This is a genomic window from Microbacterium sp., assembly GCF_036277215.1.
Taxonomy (GTDB): Bacteria; Actinomycetota; Actinomycetes; order Actinomycetales; family Microbacteriaceae; genus Microbacterium.
Genome location: NZ_DASUNI010000285.1, coordinates 1 through 24,303 on the forward strand (window position 1 = coordinate 1; position 24,303 = coordinate 24,303).

The following is a 24,303-nucleotide window of genomic DNA, read 5'->3' on the forward strand; positions in this document are numbered from 1 at the left end:
GGCTACCAACTGGGCCGCGTGTCGGCGTTCGACCTCTTCCCGAACTCGCACCACATCGAAGCCGTCGCGACGTTCGTCCGCTGAGGCGGGTGGCGAGGGTGCGGCGTCGCTAGGCTGGCACCATGACACGGGTGGCGCTGATCGACGATCACGAGTCCGTGCGCCTCGGGCTCGAGGCTGCCTGCGCGCGTGCGCAGAACGACGTCGTGTTCTCGGGCAGCAACGTCACGGGGTACGTGGACTGGAGAGCGTTCACTGCTTCGGCCCCCGCGGATGTGGTGGTGCTGGACCTCACACTCGGCGACGGCACCACCGTGACCGAGAACGTGCGCCGCCTGGTGCTCGACGGGTCGAGCGTAATCATTCACAGCGTCGCCGACCGCCCCGCCGCGGTCCGCGAAGCGCTGGCGGCGGGTGCCGCCGGTGTGGTCAGCAAGGCCTCGCCGATCGACGACGTGATCGCGGCGATCAGCACGGTCGCGAACGGCGAGCCGTTGAACAACGTCGAATGGGCGAGCGCCGTGGAAGGCGATCGGGCCTTCGCCGACGCGCAGCTCTCGGCCCGGGAGCGGGACGTCCTGCGCCTGTATGCGGCCGGTCTCCCGCTGAAGGTCGTCGCGGACCGGCTGGGAGTGGCCTACTCGACCGCCAAGGAGAACATCACCCGCGTGCGCGTGAAGTACGTCGAGGTCGGACGTCCCGCGCCGACGAAGGTCGATCTGCTCCGCCGCGCGATGGAGGACGGGATCCTCGCCGAGCCGAGCGACCGCGAAAGTGCCGGTAGTGACGGAGCCTGAGAGCACTCGCGCGATCCTCGACGATGCGTGGGGTCACATTCCGCAGACGAGGGAGACGACGGCCGGTCTGGGGTCGTTCACGCGCCTGCGCATCGAGCGGATCATCTCGATCGTCGTCGGCCTGGGAAGCGTCGCCCTCGGGGCCCAGGCGTTCTTCGCCGCGCTGGGTCCGGGTCAAGAGAGCCCGGGGTGGCACGTCCCCCTCATGGTGATGACGTTCGTGCCGCTGGCGGCGATGCTGGTCGCCTGCCTGGCCGGCCGCGGCGTGCGCCTGTTCGCGGGGCTCTTCGCGCTGATCTACCCGCTCGCCCTCATCCTCTGGCCGATAGCGACGGTGGGCGGCTCGGCCGACCCCGACAACCAGCCGTGGATCTGGTACCTGGTCAACGTCGCGACCGTCGCCAGCGTGCTCGCGTTCCCGCTGCTCCTGCAGATCGTGTGGACCGCGTTCGTCCCGATCCTGTTCGGCGTCGTCCGGCTCATCCAGGGGGCCTTCGCACGCGACTACTGGTTCTCGGTCGCGCTGGACGTCTCGTTCGCCCTCATCCTCGGCGGCATGCTCGTGACCCTCGGGTGGGTCTTCCGCTCGGTCGCGGCGAATGTGGATGAGACCCGCGCCCGTGCTGTCGAGTCGTATGCGGCGGCCGCAGCCGCGGATGCGGCCGAGCAGGAGCGCATCGCGGTCGCCGCGCTCATGCATGACAGCGTCCTGGCCGCGCTGATCGCGGCAGAGCGGGCGCGCACGCCCCGCGAGCGCACGCTCGCCGTCGCGATGGCTCGCGAGGCCCTCACCCGCCTGGCCAACACCGAGCAGGACTCCGAGGAGGGCAGCGACGAACCGCGTGAGGCCGCGAGCCTCGCGGACGACATCGAACGCGCGGCGCTCGAGCTCGGCGTGCACGTGCGGGTCGAACGGTCGGTCACCGAGAGCACCCCGTCGATGCCGGGCAGGATCGCCCGCGCCCTGGTGCTCGCCGCGACGCAGGCCGTCGCCAATGCCGCCCAGCACGCGGGCGGCTCCGGTCTCGCCGTCACGGTGGAGGGAAGCGCCGATCCTGCGCACGTGCGGATCACCGTCCGCGACACCGGTGCGGGATTCGACCTCGATCGCGTGCCGCACGATCGCCTCGGCATCCGCGCCTCGATCTTCGCTCGCGTGGCGGCCGTCGGCGGCACCAGTTCGATCGAGTCGGACCGCGACGGCACGACGGTGCAGCTCGAGTGGCGCGAGGGAACGCCATGATCAGCGTGCGGCGCATCATCGTGGTGCTCGGGGTGGCGTTCACCGCCTACCTCGCCGCCCGCGGACTGTGGTGGACAGCTCCGGTCCCGCAGCCGCTGGTCGTGATCGCGGCTCTCAGCCTGTACCTCGTGACGACCTGGCTCTGCATCTTCTGGGAGCCGCGGCGTGCGGCACCGATGGCGGCGGACCGTCCATCGACGGCCCCGCTCACCGGAGGGTCTCGCACGGCGCTGCCATCATGGGCCGGAGCTCTCGCCCTGGCGTGCGCCCTCATCGTGCCGAGCGCCATCGCGGTCGCCGTGGGCACCGACTCGCGCACCGCCCCGTTCGCCACGTGGTACCTCGGCGGAATCGGTGCGCTCATGACCATCGTCATGGTGCGCCGTCGCCCCTGGATCGCGTGGAGCGGCATCGCTGCCCTCGCGATCGCATCGATGGCCTGGATGGGTCCACTCAATGCCCTCGCTCTCGGACTCGTCGGGTCGCTCGTGTGGGTCTCGGCGACGCAGCTGATGCTGCGCTCAATGGACCGGGCGGCACGGGACACCGATCAGCTCGCACAGCTTCAGCGGGCAGCATCCGCCTGGCAGGCCTCGCAGAGCGGTCGCCAGCGGGAGCGCCGCATCCAGGTGCAGCGGGCGCTCGCGGTCGCGGGGCCCGTGCTGACCCGCACCGTCGCGTCCGGCGGATCGCTCGACGAGGAGGAGCGCACCCAGGCCCGCCTGGCGGAGGGGCGCCTGCGCGACGAGATGCGGGGTCCGCGACTGCTCGACGACGCCGTCCACGCCGAGCTGGAACGAGCCCGGCGCCGCGGTACGAACGTCACGGTGCTCGACGAGGGCGGCCTCGACGGCCTGGACGAGGCGACCCTCGCCATCATCCGCACCCAGCTGGCCGAGACACTCCGCGCGGCGCGCTCGGACCGCCTGTACATCCGCACCTCCCCGCACGAGCGGGTGGCGGTGACCGTGGTGGGTCGCTCGAACGCGGGGCCGGGGCTGTCCGACGAGGACGCCGTCGACCTGTGGCGCGAGATCGATCATCCCGGCGCAGCCTGACGATAGACCGGCGCCCAGTCGAATGCCGAGCACCGAGCGGCAGCCCCGTTCGCAGTCTCGATATCACGCGCATCCAGCCGCACGTTGCCGCGCAGGCGGAAAGGGTTCTCGCTCCTCGCCCCGGCGGGGGAGGGGAGCCGGGGCGGGGAGCGGAGTGGGAGGAGGTGAGGGGCGACGAAGCCGCCCGCCCCTCACCTGGCGGACAGTTACCCGAAAACCGTCCGCGTGGCCGAACCTGGGCTATCCACGAATGGTGAGCAGGTCGGCCGAACGCATAATGCGTTCCAGCTCCTCCAGTATCGAGGGCGGTCGACCTTCGCGTCTGTAGGTATTTCGGGGGACATCTTCGACAGCCGCTCCGGGAAACAGCTCTCAGCCTCCGAAGCGTCCCCACCCGAGGTCGCGCCGCAGCGGTGCGCGCAGGGACCGCTGCGACAGCGACCACGCGTCCCGGCCCGAAGATTCGTCTGCCGTGGCACCCGCGGACTCGTCCTGATAGGCCTCCGTGACCACCGCCATGAGGGCGGCGAGCTCGGAGCTCGTCGGCGCACCGCGGAGCACGTCGACGCGCATGCTCTCCGCAGTCTCCGGGAGGTCGGACGGCGGCGTCATAGCGGGATGTTGCCGTGCTTCTTCGGCGGTTGCTCGGCGCGCTTTCCGCGAAGGGCGCGCAGCGCCTTGGCGACGGCGACGCGGGTCTGCGCGGGCTCGATGATGCCGTCCAGCTCGCCGCGCTCGGCGGCGAGGAACGGCGATGCCACGTTGTACGTGTACTCGTTCGCAAGGCGCGTCCGAACGGCCGCGACGTCCTCGCCGGCCGCCTCGGCCCGCTTGATCTCGCCGCGGTACAGGATGTTGACCGCTCCCTGCCCGCCCATCACCGCGATCTCGGCCGTCGGCCACGCGAGGTTGACGTCGGCGCCGAGCTGCTTCGACCCCATCACGATGTACGCCCCGCCGTAGGCCTTGCGCAGGATGACGGTCACCAGCGGCACCGTGGCCTCGGCGTACGCGTACAGCAGCTTCGCGCCCCGGCGGATGACGCCGGTCCACTCCTGGTCGGTGCCGGGCAGGTACCCCGGGACGTCCACGAGGGTGAGGATCGGGATGGAGAAGGCGTCGCAGAACCGCACGAAGCGGCTGGCCTTCTCGCCCGCCTCGATGTTCAGTGTTCCGGCCATCTGCGACGGCTGATTCGCGATGATGCCCACCGTCCGACCCTCGACGCGACCGAAGCCGATCACGATGTTGGGGGCGAACAGCGGCTGCACCTCGAGGAAGTCGCCCGCGTCCACCAGATGCGAGATGACCTGGTGGATGTCGTACGGCTGGTTCGGGGAGTCGGGGATCAGCGTGTTCAGGAACCGATCGGCATCCGTCGTCTCGAACTCGAACCCGCTCTCGTACACCGGCAGCTCCGCCATGTTGTTGTCGGGAAGGAAGCCCAGGAGCGTGCGCGCGTAGTCGATCGCGTCGTCCTCGTCCTCGGCGAGATAGTGCGCGACGCCGGAGCGGGTGTTGTGCGTGTACGCGCCGCCGAGTTCCTCCATCCCGACGTCCTCGCCGGTGACCGTCTTGATGACATCGGGGCCGGTGACGAACATCTGGCTGGTCTTGTCGACCATGATGACGAAGTCCGTCAGTGCGGGGGAGTAGACGGCACCGCCCGCGGCGGGGCCCATGATGAGCGAGATCTGCGGGATGACGCCGGAGGCCTGGGTGTTCAGCCGGAAGATCTCGCCGTACTTGCCGAGTGCGACCACGCCCTCCTGGATGCGGGCACCGCCCGAGTCGAGGATCCCGACGCAGGGCATGCCGCCGCGGAGGGCGAACTCCATGATCTTGATGATCTTCTCGCCGGCCACCTCGCCGAGCGATCCGCCGAAGGTTGAGAAGTCCTGGGCGTAGACGGCCACGGTGCGACCGTGGATGGTTCCGACTCCCGTGACGACCGAGTCGCCGTAGGGCCGCGACTTCTCCATGCCGAACGCGGTGGTGCGGTGCCGCACGTATTCGTCGAACTCGACGAAGCTGCCGGTGTCCACGAGCATCTCGATGCGCTGCCGTGCGGTGAGCTTGCCCTTCGCGTGCTGCTTGTGCTGAGCCGTCTTCTCCGCATCGACGACGGCCTCCTGGTACCGCGAGCGAAGGTCCGCGATCTTGCCGGCGGTGGTGAAGAGGTCGGGCTGATCGGTCACGCGTTCCACCCTATCGGCGGGTTCCGCCGCACGGTTGGAGGCTTCGCACAAGGGCACGCGGCATCCGCTGTCGGGTCGACCGGTGCGGCGAGCCGGCCCTGGGAGCGCGCGAAGCGCTCTCGGTAGGGTGAGCGCATGTCGATACCGCCCCACGGATATCCCCGCGCCGCCGCCGTCTCGCCGCGTCTCCAGGTCGCCGAAACCACCGGCTCGACCAACGCGGATCTGCTGAAGGCGGCAGCCGCCTCTCCCGACCAGTGGCCGCACCTCTCCGTCGTGCTGACCACCGACCAGCGGGCGGGTCGCGGGCGCCTCGACCGCACGTGGACCGCTCCGCCGGGTACCGGGCTGGCGATCTCGGTGCTCGTGCGGGTGGGCGCCCTGCCGATCCCGGCGCGCGCGTGGATACCGCTGATCGCGGGGGCCGCGATGGCGCGGGCGGTCCTCCAGCAGGTGCGCGGCACGTCGCACACCGCGGGTTTGAAGTGGCCGAACGACGTGCTCCTTGACGGAGGCAAGCTCAGCGGCATCCTCGCCGAGGTCGTGCCGGAGCATCCCGACGCGGTCGTGATCGGCGCCGGCGTCAACACCCGCATGACCCGCGCCGATCTGCCGGTGGACACCGCGACCTCGTTCGCGTCGGTCGGCCTCGAGGTGGATGAGGACCGACTGCTGGCCGATTACCTCGTCGCGCTCGACACCCAGCTGACGGCTTTGACCGCGGCGTTGGGGGATGCCGCGGCCGCAGGCATCCTCGGTGAGATCGAGGCGCTGTGCGCGACGCTCGGGTCCGCCGTCGTGGTGACCCTCCCGGATGGGGCGCGACTGCACGGCCGCGCGCAGCGGATCGATCCGGACGGGCGCCTGGTCGTGGTCCAGGACGGAGCCGAGACGGCCGTGTCGGCGGGAGACGTCGTCCACGTCCGCTGACGGTGGGCGTGGCAGCCTCCCGTGTCGGCGGTGAGCGCGACAATGGAAGCATGACCCAGCCGACCACGTACGGCGGCAGGCCGCCGATGGTCGTACCCGGCGCGCCGACACCCGAGCTGCGTGTCGCACGCTTCCGCGGGCACGCCCGCCGCCTGTTCTGGTCGGCGCTGGTGCTCATAGCGGTGGCGGGGGCGCTCGGGTTCTTCTGGGGCAACCTCCCCGCGCCCTTCGAGAACTGGATGCTGCTGACCGCCGCAGCAGCCCTCGTGCTGTTCCTCGTCCTGCTGCCCTACCTGTCGTGGTGGGCGCACGTGTACACGATCACGACCCGGCGAGTGCTCGAGCGGTCGGGCGTCTTCGGCGTCCGCCGCCAGGAGCTCAGCCACGTGCGCGGGTACACGATCCAGGAGCGGCGGGGACTCCTGCAGCGGATGTGGGGCGCGGGCACCCTTGTGCTGACCAACGGTGTCGATCAGCCGATGCGGCTCGTGAACATCCCGAGTGTGGGCCTCGTCCACGAAGCCCTCGTCGACCAGGTCGAGGTCAACCAGATCCTCGCGCACCGCGACGCGCAGGCGCTGCCGCCGGCGCCGCCCGCACCTCCTACGGCCTGAGGTCGCTCGCCGGGCCGAACGTCTGCACAACCACGCAGCTCGGACGTGACCGCCGGATCGGAGCGCGGCCGGGTTGCGGGATGATGGAGCGAGGGCACGCGACGGAAGGAGCCCCATGGCGCTGCGAGTCGGAGTCGTCGGCGGAGGGCAGCTGGCGCGGATGATGATCGCGCCTGCGGTCGAGCTGGGAATCGAGCTCCGCGTGCTCGCCGAGGAGGAGGGGATGGCGGCCTCCCTGGCGGCTGCCGCGGTCGGGGACTACCGCGACGCGTCCACCGTCCTGGAGTTCGCGCGCGAGGTGGACGTCCTCACGTTCGACCACGAGCACGTGCCGCAGGACGTCCTCGCGGCGCTCGTCGCGGCCGGCGTACCGGTGCATCCGGGTCCCGACCCGCTGCAGTTCGCGCAGGACAAGCTCCTGATGCGTGCGCGACTGCAGGAACTCGGGATGCCGCAGCCGGAGTGGGCGGCGGTGACCGACTCCGAGCAGCTGCAGGCGTTTCTCGATGCGCACGGCGGCCGCGCGGTCCTGAAGACGCCGCGCGGCGGATACGACGGCAAGGGAGTCCGCGTCGTCTCGAACGCCGCAGAGGCGGAGGACTGGTTCGCCGCGCTCGCCGAAGACGCCCGCGGCGGGGGCCTGCTCGTCGAAGAGCTCGTCGACTTCACCCGCGAGCTCGCACAGCAGATCGCCCGCAGTCCATCCGGCGAGGTGCGGGCCTACCCGGTCGTGGAGACCGTGCAGCGCGACGGCGTCTGCGCCGAGGTGATCGCGCCCGCCCCGCACGCTGCCGGACGTCTCTCGGACGTCGCGGCGCAGATCGGTGTCGGCGTGGCAGAGGGGCTCGGCGTCACCGGGATGCTGGCTGTGGAGCTCTTCGAGACCACCGACCAGCGGCTGCTCGTCAACGAGCTTGCTATGCGCCCGCACAACAGCGGGCACTGGACTCAGGACGGGGCGCTCACGAGCCAGTTCGAGCAGCACCTCCGCGCTGTGCTCGACCTGCCGCTGGGGGATGCCGCGGCATCCGCGACCTGGTCGGTGATGGTCAACATCCTCGGCGGGCCTGCCGAGGGCACGCTCGACGAGCGATTCGCCGCGGCGATGGCGGCGCATCCGGCCGCCAAGCTGCACACGTACGGCAAGTCGCCGCGCCCGGGCCGGAAGGTGGGGCACGTCAACGTGATCGGCGACGACCTCGACGAAGTCGCGTACCAGGCGCGCGCCGCGGCATCCCTCTTCCTGGACTGAGCACGCGCCGGCCGGATCTCCGCCGGATGGGCCGCGGAAGCACCGCGCCGTTGCGGGTTTCTTCCAGCCTGGGCCCCTAGCCTTGATCGGGTGACCCGGCCGCTGCATTCCTCCGACGCGCCCCTGGTCGGCGTCGTCATGGGCTCCGACTCGGATTGGCGCGTCATGAGCGACGCGTCGCAGATCCTGAGCGACTTCGAGGTCCCGCACGAGGTCGAGGTCGTCTCGGCCCACCGCACGCCGGACAAGCTGATCCGCTACGGGAGGGAGGCCCGAGCGCGCGGGCTCCGCGCGATCATCGCGGGGGCGGGCGGCGCCGCGCACCTGCCCGGGATGCTCGCCTCGGTCACGACCCTCCCGGTGATCGGAGTGCCGGTTCCGCTGGCGACGCTCGACGGCATGGACTCGCTGCTGAGCATCGTGCAGATGCCCGCCGGAATCCCCGTTGCGACGGTTTCGATCGGCGGCGCGAAGAACGCCGGGCTCCTCGCGGTGCGCATCCTCGGAGCCACGGACGCCGGGCTCGCCGAGCGGATCGAGGCTTACGCCCGAGACCTCGAGTCGCAGGTGGAGGACAAGAACCGGCGGCTCAAGGAGTCTCTGTGAGCGTCGCGAGTCCGCCGCGCCCGGCACCCCCGGGACGCGCCACGCCGAGGGTGGTCGAGGACCAGCCGCTGCGATACCCCGACACCGCCTCCCGCGAGGTGATGACCCGGCGGGGCTGGTGGCTGGTGCTGCTGAACTTCCTCATTCCCGGATCGGCGCAGGCCGCAGCCGGAAATCGGCGGCTCGCCCGGGTCGGGCTGGGCGCGACGCTTGCGATGTGGGCCATGCTCATCCTCGGAGTGCTCGGCGCGCTGCTCTGGCGGACCGCGATGCTCAGTCTGATCACGGGCGCGTGGCTGCCGGACTGGCTGAGCCTCCTGCGCGGAGCACCGCTGCTGCTGATCCAGGGGATCCTCCTCGCCTATGCGGTGCTCTGGGTGATCCTGACGATCGACACGCTGCGTCTGGTCCGGCTCGTCAAGACCGGGCCGACCGCACGCTTCGGCATCGCCGCGCTCTCCGTCCTGCTCCTGGTCGTCGCGGGCGGCGGTGCGGTCTACGCCGCGCAGATCGCCGGTACCACCCGCGACACGCTGGGTGCGATCTTCGGTGCGAGCGGCCCGTCCGTGCCTCCGAGCGACGGCTACTACAACATCCTTCTGCTCGGCGCCGACAGCGGCGAGGGACGGGACTCGATGCGGTTCGACAGCATCTCGGTGGTCTCCGTCAACGCCGAGACCGGCGCGACCACGATCACCGGCATCCCGCGGGACATGCCGAACTTTCCGTTCTCGGCCGGTCCGATGCTGGATCGCTATCCCGACGGCCACGAGGGTCACGCCGACTCGAGCTGCGGATGGGGAAGCGGCATCAACCAGCTGCGCACCGAGGTCGAGGTGTGCCAGGACGGCAACTCGCTGTATCCGGATGCCGTCCTCAACGGCTCCGAGCCGGGGATCGAGGCCACGAAGGATGCCGCGGAGGGGATCCTCGGCATCGAGATCCCGTACTACGTCTTCCTCGACATGCACGGGTTCGCTGCGCTGGTGGACGCGCTCGGAGGCGTGGACGTCACGGTCGAGCAGCGCCTGCCCAAGGGTGGCGGCCCTTCGTACGATGGCGAGCCCGCCGAGGACTGGGCGATCGGCTGGATCGAGGCCGGACCGCAGCACATGGACGGGGACACGGCGCAGTGGTACGCGCGCTCTCGGTACACCACCGACGACTTCGACCGGATGAAGCGGCAGCGGGTGCTCCAGCAGGCGATCCTCGCCCAGTTCACGCCCGAGGTGGTACTCACCCGGTTCCAGGACGTCGCGCTGGCCGGTCAGGATCTGGTGCAGACCGATCTGCCGCAGTCGATGCTCCCCTTCCTCGCCGAGCTCGCGCTGAAGGCCAAGGAGCAGCCGGTGACGACCATCGAGCTCACGCCCGCGAGCGGAATCGACGAGTTCGACCCGGACTACGCCTACATCCAGGAGCTCGTGCAGCTCTCGCTCCACCCGCCCACCCCGACGCCGGAGCCGGAGGGCTGAGCGGAATGACCGCAACGCTGCGCGTGATGCTCGACCAGCTCGTCGCGCCGACGGAGCCGGACCTGGAGACCGCTGCCCGGGAGCTCACGCGCGGTCTCATCGCCGGTGCACCGGCCGGTTGCGAGGTCGAGGGAATAGCGCCAGCGGGACCGCCGGACCGCTCCGTGGCCATTCCCGGGCTCGCGCGCCTTCGGCGCGCCGCGCTCGCGCGGAGGGAGCTCGCTGCGGCCCTCCAACTCGGAGTCGCCACCGGCGTCGGCGCGGGGATGATCCACTCGCCGACCCTGCTCGCCCCGCTCGTCCGCCACGATCGCGTCCACGACAACGACCAGACCGTCGTCACGATCTGGGACCTCGGCCCGTGGGAGGCGCCGGGCGAATGGCCGAAGTCGGTGGTCTCGTGGAACCGCGCCATGCTCAAGCGTGCGGTCAAACACGCCGATGCCGTCGTGGTGCCCACGCACTCGATGGCGCAGCGGCTCGGTGAGCTCGCCGCGTTCGGCGAGCGGATCCGCGTGATCGCGGGCGCTGCGCCCACAGGACTCGCCGTCCCGACCGACGAGGTCGGACGCCGCCGCGCGCTCGACCTGCCCGAGGGCTTCGTCTTGCTCGCGGGTCGTGCCGCGCCCACAGACGCGCTCGCGCAGGGACTCGCCGCCGTCGGGCGCGCGGCAGCGGATCTTCCCGTCGTCGTGATCGGTGCCGGCGAAGGGGAAGAGCCCGCGATCGCGGATCTGGCGGCTGCCGCCGGCATCCCGGAGCGCAGCCTGCACGTGCGCGGCGCGCTCGGCCGCGAGGATCGCGCCGCCGTGTTCGGAGCCGCCGTCACATTCGTGGCGCCCGCGCACCGCACCGCGTTCCCGTGGCGCGTGCTCGAAGCCCTCGCGCTGGGCGTTCCGGTCGTCGCGGCATCCTCTCCGGTGCACGACGAGCTGATCGTCGACGGAGGGATCCTCGCCGACGGTCAACCGGATGCGCTGGGTGACGCGCTGAGCCGCGCCCTCGCCTCCACCGCCTCCGTCGATCGGCTGGGCGTCCTGGCCGCCGATCGGGGCCGCGCCTTCTCGTGGCGGGAGTCCGCCGACCGCGTCTGGCAGCTCCACGCCGACCTCTGATCAGAACTGCGTTTCGTTCAATACCACGTATCAGCAGTAACTTCCGCCACACTGTTCACATGACGAGGGCAGTGAGCGGTATATCGGTGTGCGTGTGATCCGGCGAACCATCGGATGGCTGATCGCCGCTGTCCTCGGGATCGGGATGCTCGGCGCGGGCGGGACGGCCGCCATCGCAGCGCCCCTCGAGGCCATCCCCGCGAGTGCGGCACCCTCGGCGGCGCAGACCTCGATACTGATGGCGGACCTGTCGAAGTTCGAGCCGGGCAACATCATCAGCGACGCGGTGTTCTACAACTCCGGAACAATGAGCGCAGCGCAGATCCAGGGGTTCCTCGAGGACCGGGTGCCGACGTGCCAATCCGGCTACACCTGCCTCAAGGACTGGTACGACACGTCGCGGACGACCTCCGCCGACGCGATGTGCGGCGCCTACTCCGGCGGTGTGCGCGAGCGCTCGTCGACCATCATCTACAAGGTCGCGCAGGCGTGCGGGATCAATCCGCAGGTCCTCATCGTCATGCTCCAGAAGGAGCAGGGGCTCGTCACGCACACCTGGCCGAGCGAATGGCGGTACACGATCGCGATGGGTCAGGGATGCCCCGACACCGCGGCGTGCGACACGCGCTACTACGGCTTCTTCAACCAGGTCTACGGCACGGCATGGCAGCTGAAGCGCTACGCCAACCCGCCCGGAACCAGTCAGTACTTCACGTGGTTCGCGCCCGGGAACACGTGGAACATCCGCTGGCACCCCAACGAGTCGTGCGGAAGCGCCCCCGTGTACGTCCAGAACCAGGCGACTGCGAATCTTTACTACTACACCCCCTATCAGCCGAACGGCGCGGCGATCCGCGCCGGCTACGGCGAGGGCGACGCGTGCTCCGCCTACGGCAACCGCAACTTCTATCAGTACTTCCAAGACTGGTTCGGGGCTACCCGGCTCGCCACCGTGTCGTCTGTCGACACGTCGGCGCACGTCATGGCTCTCGACTCCGCCGGCGCGCTGTGGGCGTACCCGTTCGCATCGGGCGGTGCGTGGGGCGAACAGGTGCAGGTCGGGACTCTGCCCGACACGCGGCGGATGCTGTCAGTCGGCGACCTGGACGGTGACGGGCACCGGGACGTCGTCGGCGTGAGCGCCGCGGGCGCCACGACGGTGTACCGCAGCGACGGGGGTCTGAGCTACGGCCGGTCGCGGCCGCTCGGCGCGGACTGGTCCGGAGCGGTGCTCGCCACGGCCGCAGGCGACTTCGACGGCGACGGCGCGCCCGATGCGTTCACGACGAACGCCGCGGGCGACCTGCTGCTGTGGCGCAACACGGGTGCTGGGCGACTGCGCACTCCGATCGCGGTGGGCAACGGCTGGGGTGGCATGGGCCTGCTGTCCGGCGGCACCGACATGGACGGCGACGGCGCTGCGGACCTGATCGCGCGGCACAGCAACGGCAACCTGTATCTGTACTCGGGCAACGGGGCGGGCGGCTGGCGGGATGCGACGCAGATCGGCAGCAACTGGAGCGGGATGACCACCGTTCTGAGCCCGGGTGACTTCTCGGGCGACTCGATCCGCGACATCCTCGCCCGCGATTCGGCCGGCAATCTGTGGCACTACTACGGCACGGGCGGCGGTCGCATCGCCGGCGGGACGAAGGTCGGCACCGGCTGGCAGGGGATGCTCGAGATCGTGGGCACAGGGCCGGCGACGGCGAACGTCCGCGTCTTCCCGTCCGGTGCCGGCGACCTCGACGGCGACCGCGCGAGAGACGTCCTCGCCCTGACGGACGCCGGACAGCTGCTGGCCTATCGGGGAGACGGCGCCGGAGGCTGGCGCGGCTCGACCGCGATCGACGGCGCATGGCCGGCAGGCAGCCGGCTGGTGACCCTCGGAGACTTCTCGGGCGACGGCCCCTCCGACGTCGGACGCGTGCTGGCGGACGGCACCTTCGAGATCCTCAAGGGTCGCGGCGACAGCACCTTCGACGCACCGATCGTGATCGGCAACGGCTGGAGCACGATCGGCCTGCTCGTCGGCGGCATCGACTTCGACGGCGACCGGAACGTGGACGTCGTCGGCCGGGACGCCTCGGGCAACCTGGTGATGTACCGCGGAGACGGAGCGGGCGGGTGGCTCGGTGGTCTCGTCACGATCGGCACCGGCTGGACCGGGATGACCTCGCTGCTGTACGCGGGCGACTTCGACGGCGACAGCGCGCCCGACATCCTCGCCCGCCAAGCCGACGGCTCGCTGTGGCTGTACCCGGCGTCGGGCTCCGGCGGCTGGCGCACACCCCGCGGCATCGGAGTCGGGTGGCACGGGTTCACCGCGATCATCGGTCCGGGTGATTTCGACCGCGCCGGCGGGCCGGACGTTCTGGCGCGCACGCCCGGCGGACAGCTCTACCTGTACCGCGGAGACGGCAGTGGTGGATGGCTGTCCGGCTCGGTGATCGGCCAGGGCTGGAACGGGATGCAGCAGCTCGGCTGATCGCCGACTGCTCCGGATCGGATGCCGCGCCTCCTCTGATCGGCCGAGCGGCCCGCGCCCTTCGCATCGGAGACGCAGGGCACTGTCGTAGAATCGCAACCTGTGTGCGGAATGGGCCGCAACGTCCTACCCGATGAGTTGAGCAGTGTCCCAGATCCGAGACCCCTTCGCGCTAGTGCCGCGATCGTCGTTCGATGTCCCCGGCAAAGCCGGCGGCCTGCTCGACGTCTTCCGCTGGCACTACCTGCTGCGACTGCTCGTGCGCACCGGGGTCACGACCCGCTACCGCAACTCGGTCCTGGGCTGGACGTGGTCGTATGTGCGGCCCGCTGCGCAGTTCCTGGTCTTCTGGGTCGTGCTCGGGCTGTTCCTCAACCTCGAGCGCGGCATCCCGAATTACGCCGTGTACCTGTTCTCGGGCATCGTCGTGATCAACCTCTTCAGTGAAGCGTTCAAGAACGCGACGACCTCGATCGTGGGAAACGCGCCGCTGGTGCGGAAGGTCTACCTCCCCCGCCAGCTGTTCGCGGTCTCGGCGGTGATCGTCGCCTTCGTGCACTTCCTGCCCCAGGTCGGCCTGCTCCTGGTCGTCTGCCTGTTCCTGGGCTGGATCACCTCGATCTCGGTCCTCTCGGTGCTCGCGATCCTCGCGGGCGCGACACTGGTCATGCTGTTCGCGCTCGGTCTCGGACTCCTGTTCGGGGCGATGAACGTCCGTTACCGCGACGCCGAGAACATCGTGGAGCTCCTCCTCCTCCTGGCCACCTGGGCCTCACCGGTGCTCTACTCGTGGGTCATGGTCCAGGACGCGATCACAGAGCTCGGATGGCCGTCATGGCTGCTGGAGCTGTACCTGCTGAACCCGATCACGCAGGCCGTCGAGCTCTTCCACTTCGCGTTCTGGTATCCCGTGACCGAGACGACGATCCCGATCGCCCCCGGCCTGGCGATCAACACGCTGTGGACCTTCCTCCTCACCGTCGTCGTCCTGCTCGTCGGGCAGGCGGTCTTCCGCCGCCTCGAGGGAAGGTTCGCCCAGGACCTGTGAACAGCCAGATCGCCGCCGAGCTGCGGCCCAGCATCGTCGTCGAGGATGTGCACAAGACGTTCACCCTCAACCACGCCTTCTCCCTCAAGGACACGATCGTCTCGTGGATTCGCGGTCGGAAGCTGACGAGCCAGTTCGAGGCACTGAAAGGCCTCGACATCGTCATCAACGAGGGGGAGTCCGTCGCCATCCTCGGCCTGAACGGATCGGGGAAGTCGACCCTGCTCAAGCTCGTGTCGGGCGTGATGCAGCCCGACGGCGGTTCGGTGCTCACGCGCGGACGCGTGGCAGGCCTCATCGAGGTGGGCGCGGGATTCCACCCTGAGCTGTCGGGTCGCGAGAACGTGTTCCTCAACGCGGCCATCCTGGGCATGAGCCGCAAGGAGATCGAGGCGCGGTACGACGAGATCGTCGCATTCAGCGAGATCGAGCCGTTCATCGACCAGGAGGTGAAGCACTACTCCTCTGGCATGTTCATGAGGCTCGCGTTCTCGGTCGCCATCCACGTCGAGCTGGACATCCTCCTCGTCGACGAGATCCTGTCCGTGGGCGATGCGCCGTTCCGGGAGAAGTGCCGAACCAAGTTCGAGGAGCTCATCGCGGCCCGGAAGACCCTGGTGGTGGTGAGCCACGACATGGAGATGGTGCGCGAGCTCTGTGCGCGTGCGATCGTCCTGAACAAGGGCGACGTCATCTACGACGGGCCCGTCGAGGGCGCCATCGCCATCGTCGAGGGCTGAGCGATGGAGTGGCTCGCGGCGTCCGGCGCCGTCCTGGTCGCCGTCGCCTGGATGCTCCTGCCCGGTCTCGCCTTCGGGCTCGCCGCGAGGCTCCGCGGCTTGGCGCTGCTGGCATTCGCTCCCGTCGCGAGCACAGCGGTCCTCTCCGTCGCCGCGCTGCTGTTCGGCCTCGTCGGCGTCCCCTGGTCGCCCTGGACTGCCGGTGCCGCCGCGGTCGTCGTCGCCCTGGCGGTGTGGGGGATCGGAGTGCTCGTGCGTCCGACGGCCGGCTCAGCGATGAAGGGGACCGGACCGCGCTGGCTGATCCCGGCCGGCCTGGGCGTGGGAGCCGTGCTCGCCGCCCTTCGTCTGGCGTTGTACATCGGCTCGCCGCAGAACGTGTCGCAGACCAACGACGGGGTGTTCCACCTGAACGCGCTGCGCTACATCGTGGAATCGGGCTCGGCGTCGTCCCTGGACATCACCGGGATGCTGGGCATCTCGAGCTTCTACCCCGCCGCCTGGCACGCCCCGGCATCCCTCGTCGCCCTGTCGACCGGAGCGGATGTCGTCGTCGTCGCCAACGCGATGAGCCTGGTGATCGGCGGTCTCGTCTGGACTTCCGGCGTCGCATGGCTCACGCTCGTCGCTAGCGGCGGGAATCGGCTTGCGGCCGGAGCAGCGGCCACCCTGTCCGCGGCTCTCGCGGCGTTTCCGCTGCTGATGATCCAGTGGGGCGTCCTCTACCCGTCGCTGCTCGCGATCGCGCTGGTTCCGGCGGCGGTCGCCACGGTCATCGACCTCGAGGCGCGCCTGCGCGCCTCGCGTTCTCCCGCACGTGACGCAGTCTGGGGCGCCCTCCTGATCGTGGCGGGACTGACGGCGATCGCACTGGCACAGCCCTCCCTTCTGCTCGCGTGGGCGCTGCTGGCCGGGTCGTTCGCGCTGTGGTGGGTGCTCGGCGTCTGGCGCGTGGCCACTGGCCGGCAGCGCGCGATCCTGGTGATCGCATCAACGGCGGGCTTCCTGATCCTCGCGGTCGCGTGGTTCGCCATGGGGTACCTCCTCGACGGCATCTGGCCGCACTCCCGCGGTCGCGTGCTGGGCGTCATCGACGTCGTGATAAACGGGCAGCTCGGATTCCCCCCGGCCTGGGGCGTCAGCATCCTGATGATCCTCGGTCTGATCGCCTGCGTGCGCCGGCCGACGCTGCGCTGGCTGGCGACCTCGTGGGTCCTGCTGGCCGGCCTCTACTTCATCGCCGTCGCCGTCGGGAACCCCACCGCTCGCGCACTCATCGGCCCGTTCTACGACGACCCGTACCGCATCACGGCGCTGTTCCCGATCGTCGTGATCCCGCTCGCCGGCATCGGGGTGTCGGCCGTCACGGAGTGGGCGCGCAAGGCCCTGACCGGCCGCCGCGACCCCCAGGCCGGAGGTGCGACGGCCGCGGCCTGGACGATCGGCATCCTCGCCGCGTTCGGAGCGGTCTCACTCGCCGTCGCACCGGTCATCCAGTGGCGCGACGTCTGGACCGGCGCCGTGGACCGCGTCACCTGGTACCAGATCGACGAATCGTCGTATCTGAGCCTCGATGAGCGCGCCCTCCTGGAGCGGCTCTCGGACAGCGTCCCGCCGGACGAGCTGATCGTCGGCAATCCCTCGACGGGGATGGCGTTCGGTTATGCGCTCGGCGACCACGCGGTGTACCCGATGACCTGGCAGCCTCCGCGCACGCTGGCCTACGAGGTGCTCGCGAGCAGCCTTCACGCAGCGGCCACCGACCCGCAGGTGTGCCCCGCCCTCGACGCGATCGGCAGCCGCTACGTGCTGGACTTCGGCCCCGGCGATCAGGAATACGGCCATTACGTGCTGCCCGGATTCACCGACATCGAGGCGAGCGAGGGCTTCGAGCTCGTCGACCGCGAGGGCCGCGCATCGCTGTGGCGGATCACCGCCTGCGACTAGCGCGGCGCGTCGAAGCGATCCGGCGGCAGGCCGGGATCGCCGGGACCCGCGGGCGTGCGCTCGCGCTCGCGTGCTTCCAGCAGCGCGATGCGACGCGCGAGCTGCGTGATCCGCCGATTCTGCTCGACGTTCGTGCGGTACTGCGTCGCGATCACCACGAGGACGACCAGCACGAGCGCGTACAGCAGGAGATCCGTGCCGCGGCCGACGCCGATCAGCGAGGCGACCCAGGACAGCCACTGCGGGAAGAGCACCGAGAGCACCGCGACGATGACGAAGCCGAACAGCAGCAGCCGGCGGATCGCCAGGTGGCTGTCGCTGCCCGGATTGCGGATCACGAGGATGCCGATGACGACGATCGCCGCGATGAGGATGATCTGGATCAGCATCAGCGCACCACCAGGTCGACCAGGATGTTGACGGAATTCAGCACGCTCTGACCCTTCGCCTTCGAATAGTCGGTGTACAGCAGTTCGACGGGGTACTCCGCCCACGGCAGCCCGGTGTTGCCCAGCTGCAGCACGATCTCGGTGGCGTGCGCCATGCGATCCTGCTTCAGTCGTACGTAGCCGGCCGCGTCCCGACGGATGACACGGAGCCCGTTGTGGGCGTCGGTCAGACGCAGCCCGGTGGTCTGGTTCGTGACCCACACGGCCGTCTTGAGGATCACGTGCTTCATCCAGCCGGGCCTGGTGCGATCGTCGAGGAAGCGCGATCCGAAGACGATGGCGAGGTCGTCGCGTCTCGCCGTGCGCACCATCCCCACGGCATCCTCGACGCGATGCTGGCCGTCCGCGTCGAAGGTCACGATGTACTCCGCCGACCGGTGCTCGAGCACGTACTCGATGCCGGTCTGAAGCGCAGCTCCCTGACCGAGGTTCACCGGGTGGGCCACGACCGTCGCCCCCGCAGCGCGTGCGGCAGCCGCGGAACCGTCGGTGGACCCGTCGTCGACGCAGACGATGTGGCGGAACGACGCTCGCAGACCGGTCACCACGTCGGTGATGACGGATGCCTCGTTGTACAGCGGAATGACCACCCAGGCCCCCTGGTCGGGAGTCGGCACTCCCGCAGGGCCCTCGGTGCTCATCGTTCCATTCTTGCAGAGGCAGGTAGACTTGACGGGCGCTCCGCGGTCCGATGCCGGAGTCGCGAGGAGCCCCGACTTGAGCCAGTATTCCGCCGTGCGCGTCACGGAATCCGCTGACGTGTCCGCCGACGCCAGGATCGGCGACGGGTCGTCGATCTGGCACCTCGCACAGGTGCGAGAGGGCGCCGTTCTGGGCGAGAACTGCGTCGTCGGCCGCGGGGCCTACATCGGCACCGGCGTGGTGATGGGCGACAACTGCAAGGTGCAGAACTACGCGCTGGTCTACGAGCCCGCCCGGCTCGGCGACGGGGTCTTCATCGGGCCTGCGGTCGTGCTCACCAACGACACCTACCCGCGCGCCATCAATCCCGACGGATCGCTCAAGAGCGCACACGACTGGGAGCCCGTGGGTGTGACGATCGAATCCGGAGCCTCCGTCGGTGCCCGCGCGACGTGCGTGGCGCCGGTCACGATCGGGGCCTGGGCGACGGTCGCCGCCGGCGCGGTCGTGGTCAAGGACGTTCCCGCCTTCGCACTGGTCGCCGGCGTGCCGGCCAGACGCATCGGGTGGGTCGGCCGCGCCGGTCATCCGCTCGTGGAACGCGACGGTCAGTGGCACTGCCCGGTTTCATCCGACGTCTACGAAGAAGTCGACGGCACACTCAGAGAGGTCACCACGTGACGCTGGACTTCATCCCACCCGCCAAGCCGATCATCGGAGACGACGAACGCGAAGCGGTGGACCGCGTGCTGCGCAGCGGCATGGTCGCCCAAGGACCCGAGGTCGCCGCCTTCGAGCGCGAGTTCTCGGACCACTTCGTCCAGGGCCGCCCGACCGTCGCCGTGAACTCGGGCACCTCGGGCCTGCACCTCGGGCTGCTCGCCGCAGGCGTCGGCCCCGGCGACGAGGTCATCGTGCCGTCGTTCACCTTCGCTGCGACGGGCAACTCGGTCGCGCTGACCGGTGCCACCCCCGTTTTCGTCGACATCGAGCCCGAGACGTTCTCGCTGGACCCCGCCGCGGTCGAGGCCGCGATCACGCCCCGGACCCGCGGCATCCTTCCGGTGCACCTGTACGGTCACCCCGCGCGCCTGCGCGAGCTTTCGGCCCTCGCCGACACGCGGGGCGTGGCGCTGTACGAGGATGCGGCCCAAGCGCACGGCGCATCCCTCGACGGCCGCCCGGTGGGCGCATGGGGCGCGTTCGCGATGTTCTCGCTGTACCCGACCAAGAACATGACCAGCGGTGAGGGCGGCATGGTCACGCTCGCCGACGACACGCTCGCCCGGTCGGTGCGGCTGCTGCGCAACCAGGGCATGGAGAAGCAGTACGAGAACGAGGTCGTCGGCTTCAACGCGCGCATGACGGACATCCATGCGGCGATCGGTCGCGTCCAGCTCACCAAGGTGGATGCCTGGACCCGCAGTCGTCAGGAGAACGCGGCGTTCCTCGACGCCAATCTGCGCGGCGTCGTCGTGCCACCCGTCGCCGAAGGCGCCGTTCACGTGTACCACCAGTACACGATCCGCGTGCCCGAGGACCGCGACGGCTTCGTGAAGGCGCTCAAGGAGGAGCACCAGGTCGGCAGCGGCGTGTACTACCCGATCCCCAACCACCGCCTTCCTTCGCTCGCGCCGTACGCGCCCGGCCTGGATCTCCCGGTCACCGAGGTCGCCGCACGCGAGGTCGTCTCGCTGCCCGTTCACCCTTCGCTCACCCAGGCCGACCTCGAGCGGATCGTCCGCGCGGTGAACGCGGTCGCGGGGGCGGGCGCCTGATGGCGCTGCGGGCAGGGCTGCTCGGCATCGGGATGATGGGTCGCCATCACGCCCGAGTGCTCCGCGAAGTCGACGGCGTCGACCTCGTCGCCATCGCCGATCCCGGCGGCGATCCGCACGGTGTGGCGGCCGGTCTGGATGTGCTCCCGGACGTGGACGCGCTGATCGCCGCAGGCATCGACCTCGCCGTCGTGGCCGTGCCCACGCGCTATCACTTCGACGCCGCGATGACTCTGGCCGACGCCGGCATCCACACGCTCGTCGAGAAGCCCATCGCGCACTCGACCGAGGCGGGACGCCAGATGGCCGAGGCGTTCTCCTCGCGAGGCCTGGTCGGCGCCGTCGGGCACGTCGAGCGGTTCAACCCGGCGCTCCAGGAGCTGCGGCGCCGACTCGCCAACGGCGACGTCGGCGAGGTCTACCAGATCGCCACCCGACGCCAGAGCACCTTTCCCGCCCGCATCGCCGACGTGGGCGTGGGCATGGACCTCGCCTCGCACGACATCGACCTGACGGCCTGGGTCGCCCAGAGCGACTACAAGACTGTGTATGCGCAGACGACGTTCAAGAGCGGCCGCGAGTACGAGGACATGATCGCCCTCACCGGCCGGCTCGCGAACGGGGTCATCGTCAACCACCTCATCAACTGGCTCAGCCCGATGAAGGAGCGCGTGACGGTCGTCACCGGCGATCGCGGCACGTACATCGCCGACACGGCGACCGGCGACCTGACCTTCCACGCCAACGGCACCATCGCGTTCGAGTGGGACTCCGTCTCATCCTTCCGCGGTGTCTCCGAGGGCGACGTCACCCGGTTCTCGTTCGCCAAGCGCGAGCCGCTGCGCGTCGAGCACGAGGCGTTCCGGGATGCCGTCCTGGGCGCGCCCAGCGACGTGGTCACGATGGGGCAGGGCCTTCACACGCTGGAGGTCGTCGAGGGGGCGCTGAGCTCGGCATCCAACGGCGCATCGGTCACCTTCTGATGTCTCGGCCGCGATCGACCGGACGGCGGGCACCCACGGGGGCGGGTGATTCGTGGTGAAGCGCGTCTGGGCCGTCCTCCAGGACCTGCTGCCGCTGCTGCCGCTCGGTGCTCAGCGGTACTTCGTCTTCTACATGATCTCCACGACGGTGGTCACGCTGCTCGATGTGGTCGCCATGTCGCTGCTTGCGATCGTGATCGGCCCGGCCATCACCGGAGGCACCCTCAACCTCCCGCTGATCGGCGAGATCACCCCCGAGATGGCCCCGGTTCTCGCACTCTCGGCGCTCGTGTTGATCATCGTGAAGTCGATCTTCTCCGTGTCGCTGCACTGGCATGCGACGAGGCGCTTCGCCAAGTACGAGCTCGAGATCGGCGATCGGATGTTCCGCGCCTACATCAACTCGAGCTGGGAGCAGCGCTCGAAGCGATCGGTCGCCGAGATCACCCGGATCGCGGATGCCGGTATCGCCAACACGATGGCCGGATTCCTGCTTCCGCTCATGCGGGTGCCGAGCTCGATCTTCACGTTCGTGCTGGTGCTCGGCGTGCTCCTCGTGGTCAACCCGATGATCTCGATCATCGCGCTGGTCTACCTGTCGCTGATCGCCCTGATCGTGCACCACTTCGTGACCAAGCGGGCGCTCGAGGCGGCGCAGGTCAATCTGGAGTTCAGCTACCGCGTAGCGATCCTGATGACCGAGATGATGGAGGCGCTCAAGGAGCTCAGCCTCCGCAACCGACTTTCGGATGTCGCGGAGCTCGTCACCGTCAACCGTCAGCGCTCGGTGCGTGCGCGCGCCAACGGATCCATCCTCGGCATCATCCCCGGCTTCGTGTTCGAGGCCGCGCTCATCGGCGGGATCATCCTCGTGGGCGGCGCTTCGTTCTTCCAGGGCGGACTGACTGCTGCGCTCACGTCGGTGGCGCTGTTCGCCACAGCCGGGTTCCGCCTGATCCCCGCGATCAACGGGATCCAGGGCGGCATCGTCCAGGCCGTCGCAAGCATTCCGTCGGCGACGGACGTCATCGGAGACCTCATCGCATCCGAGAACGACATGAAGACCTCCACCACACCGGCTGACACCGCGGAGCTGTCCGACCGGCCGCGCGAGATGCGACTGGACAATGTCCGCTTCCGGTACCCGAACGCGTCGGAGGACGTCATCCGGGGCATGTCGGTCGACATCCCGCTGGGCAGCTCCCTGGGCATCGTCGGTCCGTCGGGCGCGGGCAAGTCGACTCTGATCGACCTCCTCCTCGGTCTGAGCGTGCCCTCGTCCGGCGAGATCCTGATCGACGGACACCCTCTCAACTCGGTGCTCCGTCAGTGGCGCGGGCGCGTCGGCTACGTGCCCCAGCGCGTCGCGCTGTTCGACGGCACCATCGCGCAGAACGTCGCGCTCACCTGGAACGACGAGGTCGACCGCGAGCGGGTCGTGCGCGCGCTCGAGCGCGCGCAGCTCGGCTCGCTCGTCGCCTCGCGCGCCGGGGGCATCGACGAGCGCATCGGCGAACGGGGCGTCTCGCTCTCCGGCGGTCAGCAGCAGCGCCTCGGCATCGCCCGGGCGCTGTACACCGATCCGCTCGTGCTGGTCCTCGATGAGGCGACCAGCTCGCTGGACACCAAGACCGAGGACGAGGTGACGAAGTCCATCAAGGCGCTGCAGGGCGAGGTGACGCTCATCTCCGTCGCCCACCGCCTGTCCACCATCAAGGACTACGACCGGGTCTGCTACGTCGATGAGGGCGTGATCGTCAGCCAGGGCACGTTCTACGAGGTCGCCGCCTCGCTGCCGTCGTTCGCGGAGCAGGTGCTCCTCGCCGGGCTCGCCCGCGATCTGGATCGCTAGGCGGCCGACATCGCGCGCAGGCCCGCGTACAGGGTGCGGAACGGAGCCTGCCGATGCAGCGCGAGCAGCGGATTGCGCGGCAGCATCGCGCCCGCCGTCCGGTAGTTCCAGCGCGCGTCGATGAAGTGCAGGATGGCGTTCGCATCGGGTGAGGACGAGCGCACCTCGTCGATCACCTGACGGTCGACCCTGGCCAGCAGGCGCGTCACACCCGGTGCCAGCGCCTCGATCCGGTCCAGCACGGCGATGAGGTCGGCGCGGTGCGCGCCGATTCCCTCCGGCACCTTCGTGCGCGCCAGCACGGCGTCGAAGAAGTGCACGCGCAGGATCTTCACTGCCAGTGCCCGGCGATCGCTCCGGCGCAGCCCCGCAAACCACGGCGTCGCCTCGATCGCGTCGAGGAAGGCGAAGTCATCGGGAACCGGCCTCGGGCCGAACGTGACCCGGTCGGCGGCGTCGTCGTGGATGACGTATTCCGGGCCGGTGAGGTCGTACGCGACGTGGCGCCCGGTGAACCACAGCGTCGCGGAGTACGCCAGGTCCTCACCAGACGGCAGTCCCTCGGTGAAGCGCAGATCGGCGAACCGCCGCCGATCGATCAGACCGAGGGGGGCGCTGCGGTAGGCCAGGCGGTCCTTCGCGGCACTCAGACGGCGCCTGCGTCGCCCGCGGCGCACGGGCGGGTACGGGTCGATTCCGCGGCTGCCGATGCGCACCCGCGCGAGGACCGTCGATGCGCCGGTCTCGCGCTGCAGCGCGAGCCACGAGTCGATCGCCCCCGGCGCGAACTCGTCGTCGGACCCCATCACGGCCACGAACGGAGCGTCGGAGTGTGCGAGCCCGTGATTCATGGGGCCGGCGGGGGAGTAGATGCCGTCCCGGAGCGCCAGCAGGCGCACCCGGGGATGCGTGGCGTACTCGCCCAGATTCTCACGGATCACCTCGGGATCGATGTTGTGGGCGACCACGTTCACGCGCACGGGCGCCGCCGTGTGATCGACGATCGACGACACGGCGCGGGCTATCGGCCGGACGGCCGAGTGCACTGCGATGGTCACGTCGACGAGGGGCTGGGTCATGCGTTTCTC

The 24,303-nt window shown here is 69.9% G+C and carries 22 protein-coding genes; 17 read left to right on the forward strand and 5 right to left on the reverse strand.

The window, feature by feature from the left end; genetic code table 11:
* Positions 1-122 precede the first annotated feature (122 nt).
* From VFX99_RS13985 to VFX99_RS13995, 3 genes are read left to right on the forward strand one after another with little or no spacing between them, the layout of a single operon-like run.
* Positions 123-797, forward strand: coding sequence for a response regulator (locus VFX99_RS13985; protein WP_329666902.1), 675 nt, complete (start codon positions 123-125; stop codon positions 795-797).
* The gene (locus VFX99_RS13990) at positions 784-2,040 is read left to right on the forward strand and encodes a sensor histidine kinase (protein WP_329666903.1); all 1,257 of its coding nucleotides are present in this window, start codon (positions 784-786) and stop codon (positions 2,038-2,040) included. Before VFX99_RS13985 ends, VFX99_RS13990 begins: the two co-directional genes overlap by 14 nt.
* A complete protein-coding gene (locus VFX99_RS13995; protein WP_329666904.1) occupies positions 2,037-3,098 on the forward strand; it encodes a hypothetical protein in 1,062 nt (353 codons plus the stop codon). The genes VFX99_RS13990 and VFX99_RS13995 overlap by 4 nt, the downstream gene beginning before the upstream one ends.
* A gap of 372 nt (positions 3,099-3,470) precedes the next feature.
* Here VFX99_RS13995 and VFX99_RS14000 read toward each other — a convergent pair whose 3' ends face one another.
* Both VFX99_RS14000 and VFX99_RS14005 read right to left on the reverse strand, forming a co-directional pair.
* Entirely contained in the window at positions 3,471-3,710 is a 240-nt protein-coding gene (locus VFX99_RS14000) for an acyl-CoA carboxylase subunit epsilon (RefSeq protein ID WP_329666905.1), read from the reverse strand.
* Complete coding sequence (locus VFX99_RS14005) at positions 3,707-5,296, reverse strand: acyl-CoA carboxylase subunit beta (protein ID WP_329666906.1); 1,590 nt, start codon at positions 5,294-5,296, stop codon at positions 3,707-3,709. The genes VFX99_RS14000 and VFX99_RS14005 overlap by 4 nt, the downstream gene beginning before the upstream one ends.
* Positions 5,297-5,431: 135 nt before the next feature.
* Between VFX99_RS14005 and VFX99_RS14010 the strand changes: the two genes are divergently transcribed.
* The 10 genes from VFX99_RS14010 to VFX99_RS14055 all read left to right on the forward strand — a co-directional run bounded on the left by VFX99_RS14010 (position 5,432) and on the right by VFX99_RS14055 (position 17,511).
* Complete coding sequence (locus VFX99_RS14010; protein ID WP_329666907.1) at positions 5,432-6,226, forward strand: biotin--[acetyl-CoA-carboxylase] ligase; 795 nt, start codon at positions 5,432-5,434, stop codon at positions 6,224-6,226.
* Positions 6,227-6,276: 50 nt separating this feature from the next.
* Positions 6,277-6,840 (forward strand): PH domain-containing protein, encoded by a 564-nt coding sequence (locus tag VFX99_RS14015; protein WP_329666908.1) that lies wholly within the window; start codon positions 6,277-6,279, stop codon positions 6,838-6,840.
* Between the two features lie 115 nt (positions 6,841-6,955).
* Positions 6,956-8,092: a 5-(carboxyamino)imidazole ribonucleotide synthase gene (locus VFX99_RS14020; protein WP_329666909.1), complete on the forward strand. Its 1,137-nt coding sequence runs from the start codon at positions 6,956-6,958 to the stop codon at positions 8,090-8,092.
* Positions 8,093-8,230: 138 nt separating this feature from the next.
* A complete protein-coding gene (gene purE / locus VFX99_RS14025) occupies positions 8,231-8,698 on the forward strand; it encodes a 5-(carboxyamino)imidazole ribonucleotide mutase (protein ID WP_329666926.1) in 468 nt (155 codons plus the stop codon).
* Positions 8,695-10,173: an LCP family protein gene (locus VFX99_RS14030; RefSeq protein ID WP_329666910.1), complete on the forward strand. Its 1,479-nt coding sequence runs from the start codon at positions 8,695-8,697 to the stop codon at positions 10,171-10,173. Before purE ends, VFX99_RS14030 begins: the two co-directional genes overlap by 4 nt.
* A gap of 5 nt (positions 10,174-10,178) precedes the next feature.
* The gene (locus tag VFX99_RS14035) at positions 10,179-11,288 is read left to right on the forward strand and encodes a glycosyltransferase (protein ID WP_329666911.1); all 1,110 of its coding nucleotides are present in this window, start codon (positions 10,179-10,181) and stop codon (positions 11,286-11,288) included.
* A gap of 94 nt (positions 11,289-11,382) precedes the next feature.
* Complete coding sequence (locus VFX99_RS14040) at positions 11,383-13,776, forward strand: VCBS repeat-containing protein (RefSeq protein ID WP_329666912.1); 2,394 nt, start codon at positions 11,383-11,385, stop codon at positions 13,774-13,776.
* Between the two features lie 145 nt (positions 13,777-13,921).
* Positions 13,922-14,824, forward strand: a complete 903-nt coding sequence (locus VFX99_RS14045; RefSeq protein WP_329666913.1) for an ABC transporter permease — start codon at positions 13,922-13,924, stop codon at positions 14,822-14,824.
* Positions 14,821-15,564 (forward strand): ABC transporter ATP-binding protein, encoded by a 744-nt coding sequence (locus VFX99_RS14050; protein WP_329666914.1) that lies wholly within the window; start codon positions 14,821-14,823, stop codon positions 15,562-15,564. Before VFX99_RS14045 ends, VFX99_RS14050 begins: the two co-directional genes overlap by 4 nt.
* A 3-nt stretch (positions 15,565-15,567) precedes the next feature.
* Positions 15,568-17,511 (forward strand): DUF6541 family protein, encoded by a 1,944-nt coding sequence (locus VFX99_RS14055; RefSeq protein ID WP_329666915.1) that lies wholly within the window; start codon positions 15,568-15,570, stop codon positions 17,509-17,511.
* On the opposite strand, the gene VFX99_RS14060 is transcribed toward VFX99_RS14055, so the two are convergent.
* Both VFX99_RS14060 and VFX99_RS14065 read right to left on the reverse strand, forming a co-directional pair.
* Positions 17,508-17,900, reverse strand: coding sequence for a DUF2304 domain-containing protein (locus VFX99_RS14060; protein WP_329666916.1), 393 nt, complete (start codon positions 17,898-17,900; stop codon positions 17,508-17,510). The two genes, VFX99_RS14055 and VFX99_RS14060, sit on opposite strands and share 4 nt — an antisense overlap.
* The gene (locus VFX99_RS14065) at positions 17,900-18,601 is read right to left on the reverse strand and encodes a glycosyltransferase family 2 protein (protein WP_329666917.1); all 702 of its coding nucleotides are present in this window, start codon (positions 18,599-18,601) and stop codon (positions 17,900-17,902) included. The genes VFX99_RS14060 and VFX99_RS14065 overlap by 1 nt, the downstream gene beginning before the upstream one ends.
* Before the next feature lie 76 nt (positions 18,602-18,677).
* Between VFX99_RS14065 and VFX99_RS14070 the strand changes: the two genes are divergently transcribed.
* The 4 genes from VFX99_RS14070 to VFX99_RS14085 are packed head-to-tail and all read left to right on the forward strand — an operon-like array spanning position 18,678 to position 23,215.
* On the forward strand, positions 18,678-19,283 hold the full coding sequence (locus VFX99_RS14070) for an acyltransferase (RefSeq protein ID WP_329666918.1): 606 nt from the start codon (positions 18,678-18,680) through the stop codon (positions 19,281-19,283).
* Between the two features lie 2 nt (positions 19,284-19,285).
* Entirely contained in the window at positions 19,286-20,380 is a 1,095-nt protein-coding gene (locus VFX99_RS14075; RefSeq protein ID WP_329666927.1) for a DegT/DnrJ/EryC1/StrS family aminotransferase, read from the forward strand.
* The gene (locus tag VFX99_RS14080; RefSeq protein WP_329666928.1) at positions 20,377-21,363 is read left to right on the forward strand and encodes a Gfo/Idh/MocA family oxidoreductase; all 987 of its coding nucleotides are present in this window, start codon (positions 20,377-20,379) and stop codon (positions 21,361-21,363) included. Before VFX99_RS14075 ends, VFX99_RS14080 begins: the two co-directional genes overlap by 4 nt.
* Before the next feature lie 52 nt (positions 21,364-21,415).
* Positions 21,416-23,215 carry an ABC transporter ATP-binding protein gene (locus VFX99_RS14085; RefSeq protein WP_329666919.1) on the forward strand — a complete coding sequence of 600 codons (1,800 nt, stop codon included), beginning with the start codon at positions 21,416-21,418 and terminating at the stop codon, positions 23,213-23,215.
* Here the strand turns inward: VFX99_RS14085 and VFX99_RS14090 are convergent.
* Entirely contained in the window at positions 23,212-24,294 is a 1,083-nt protein-coding gene (locus VFX99_RS14090) for a glycosyltransferase (protein ID WP_329666920.1), read from the reverse strand. The genes VFX99_RS14085 and VFX99_RS14090 overlap by 4 nt on opposite strands.
* Positions 24,295-24,303 lie beyond the last annotated feature (9 nt).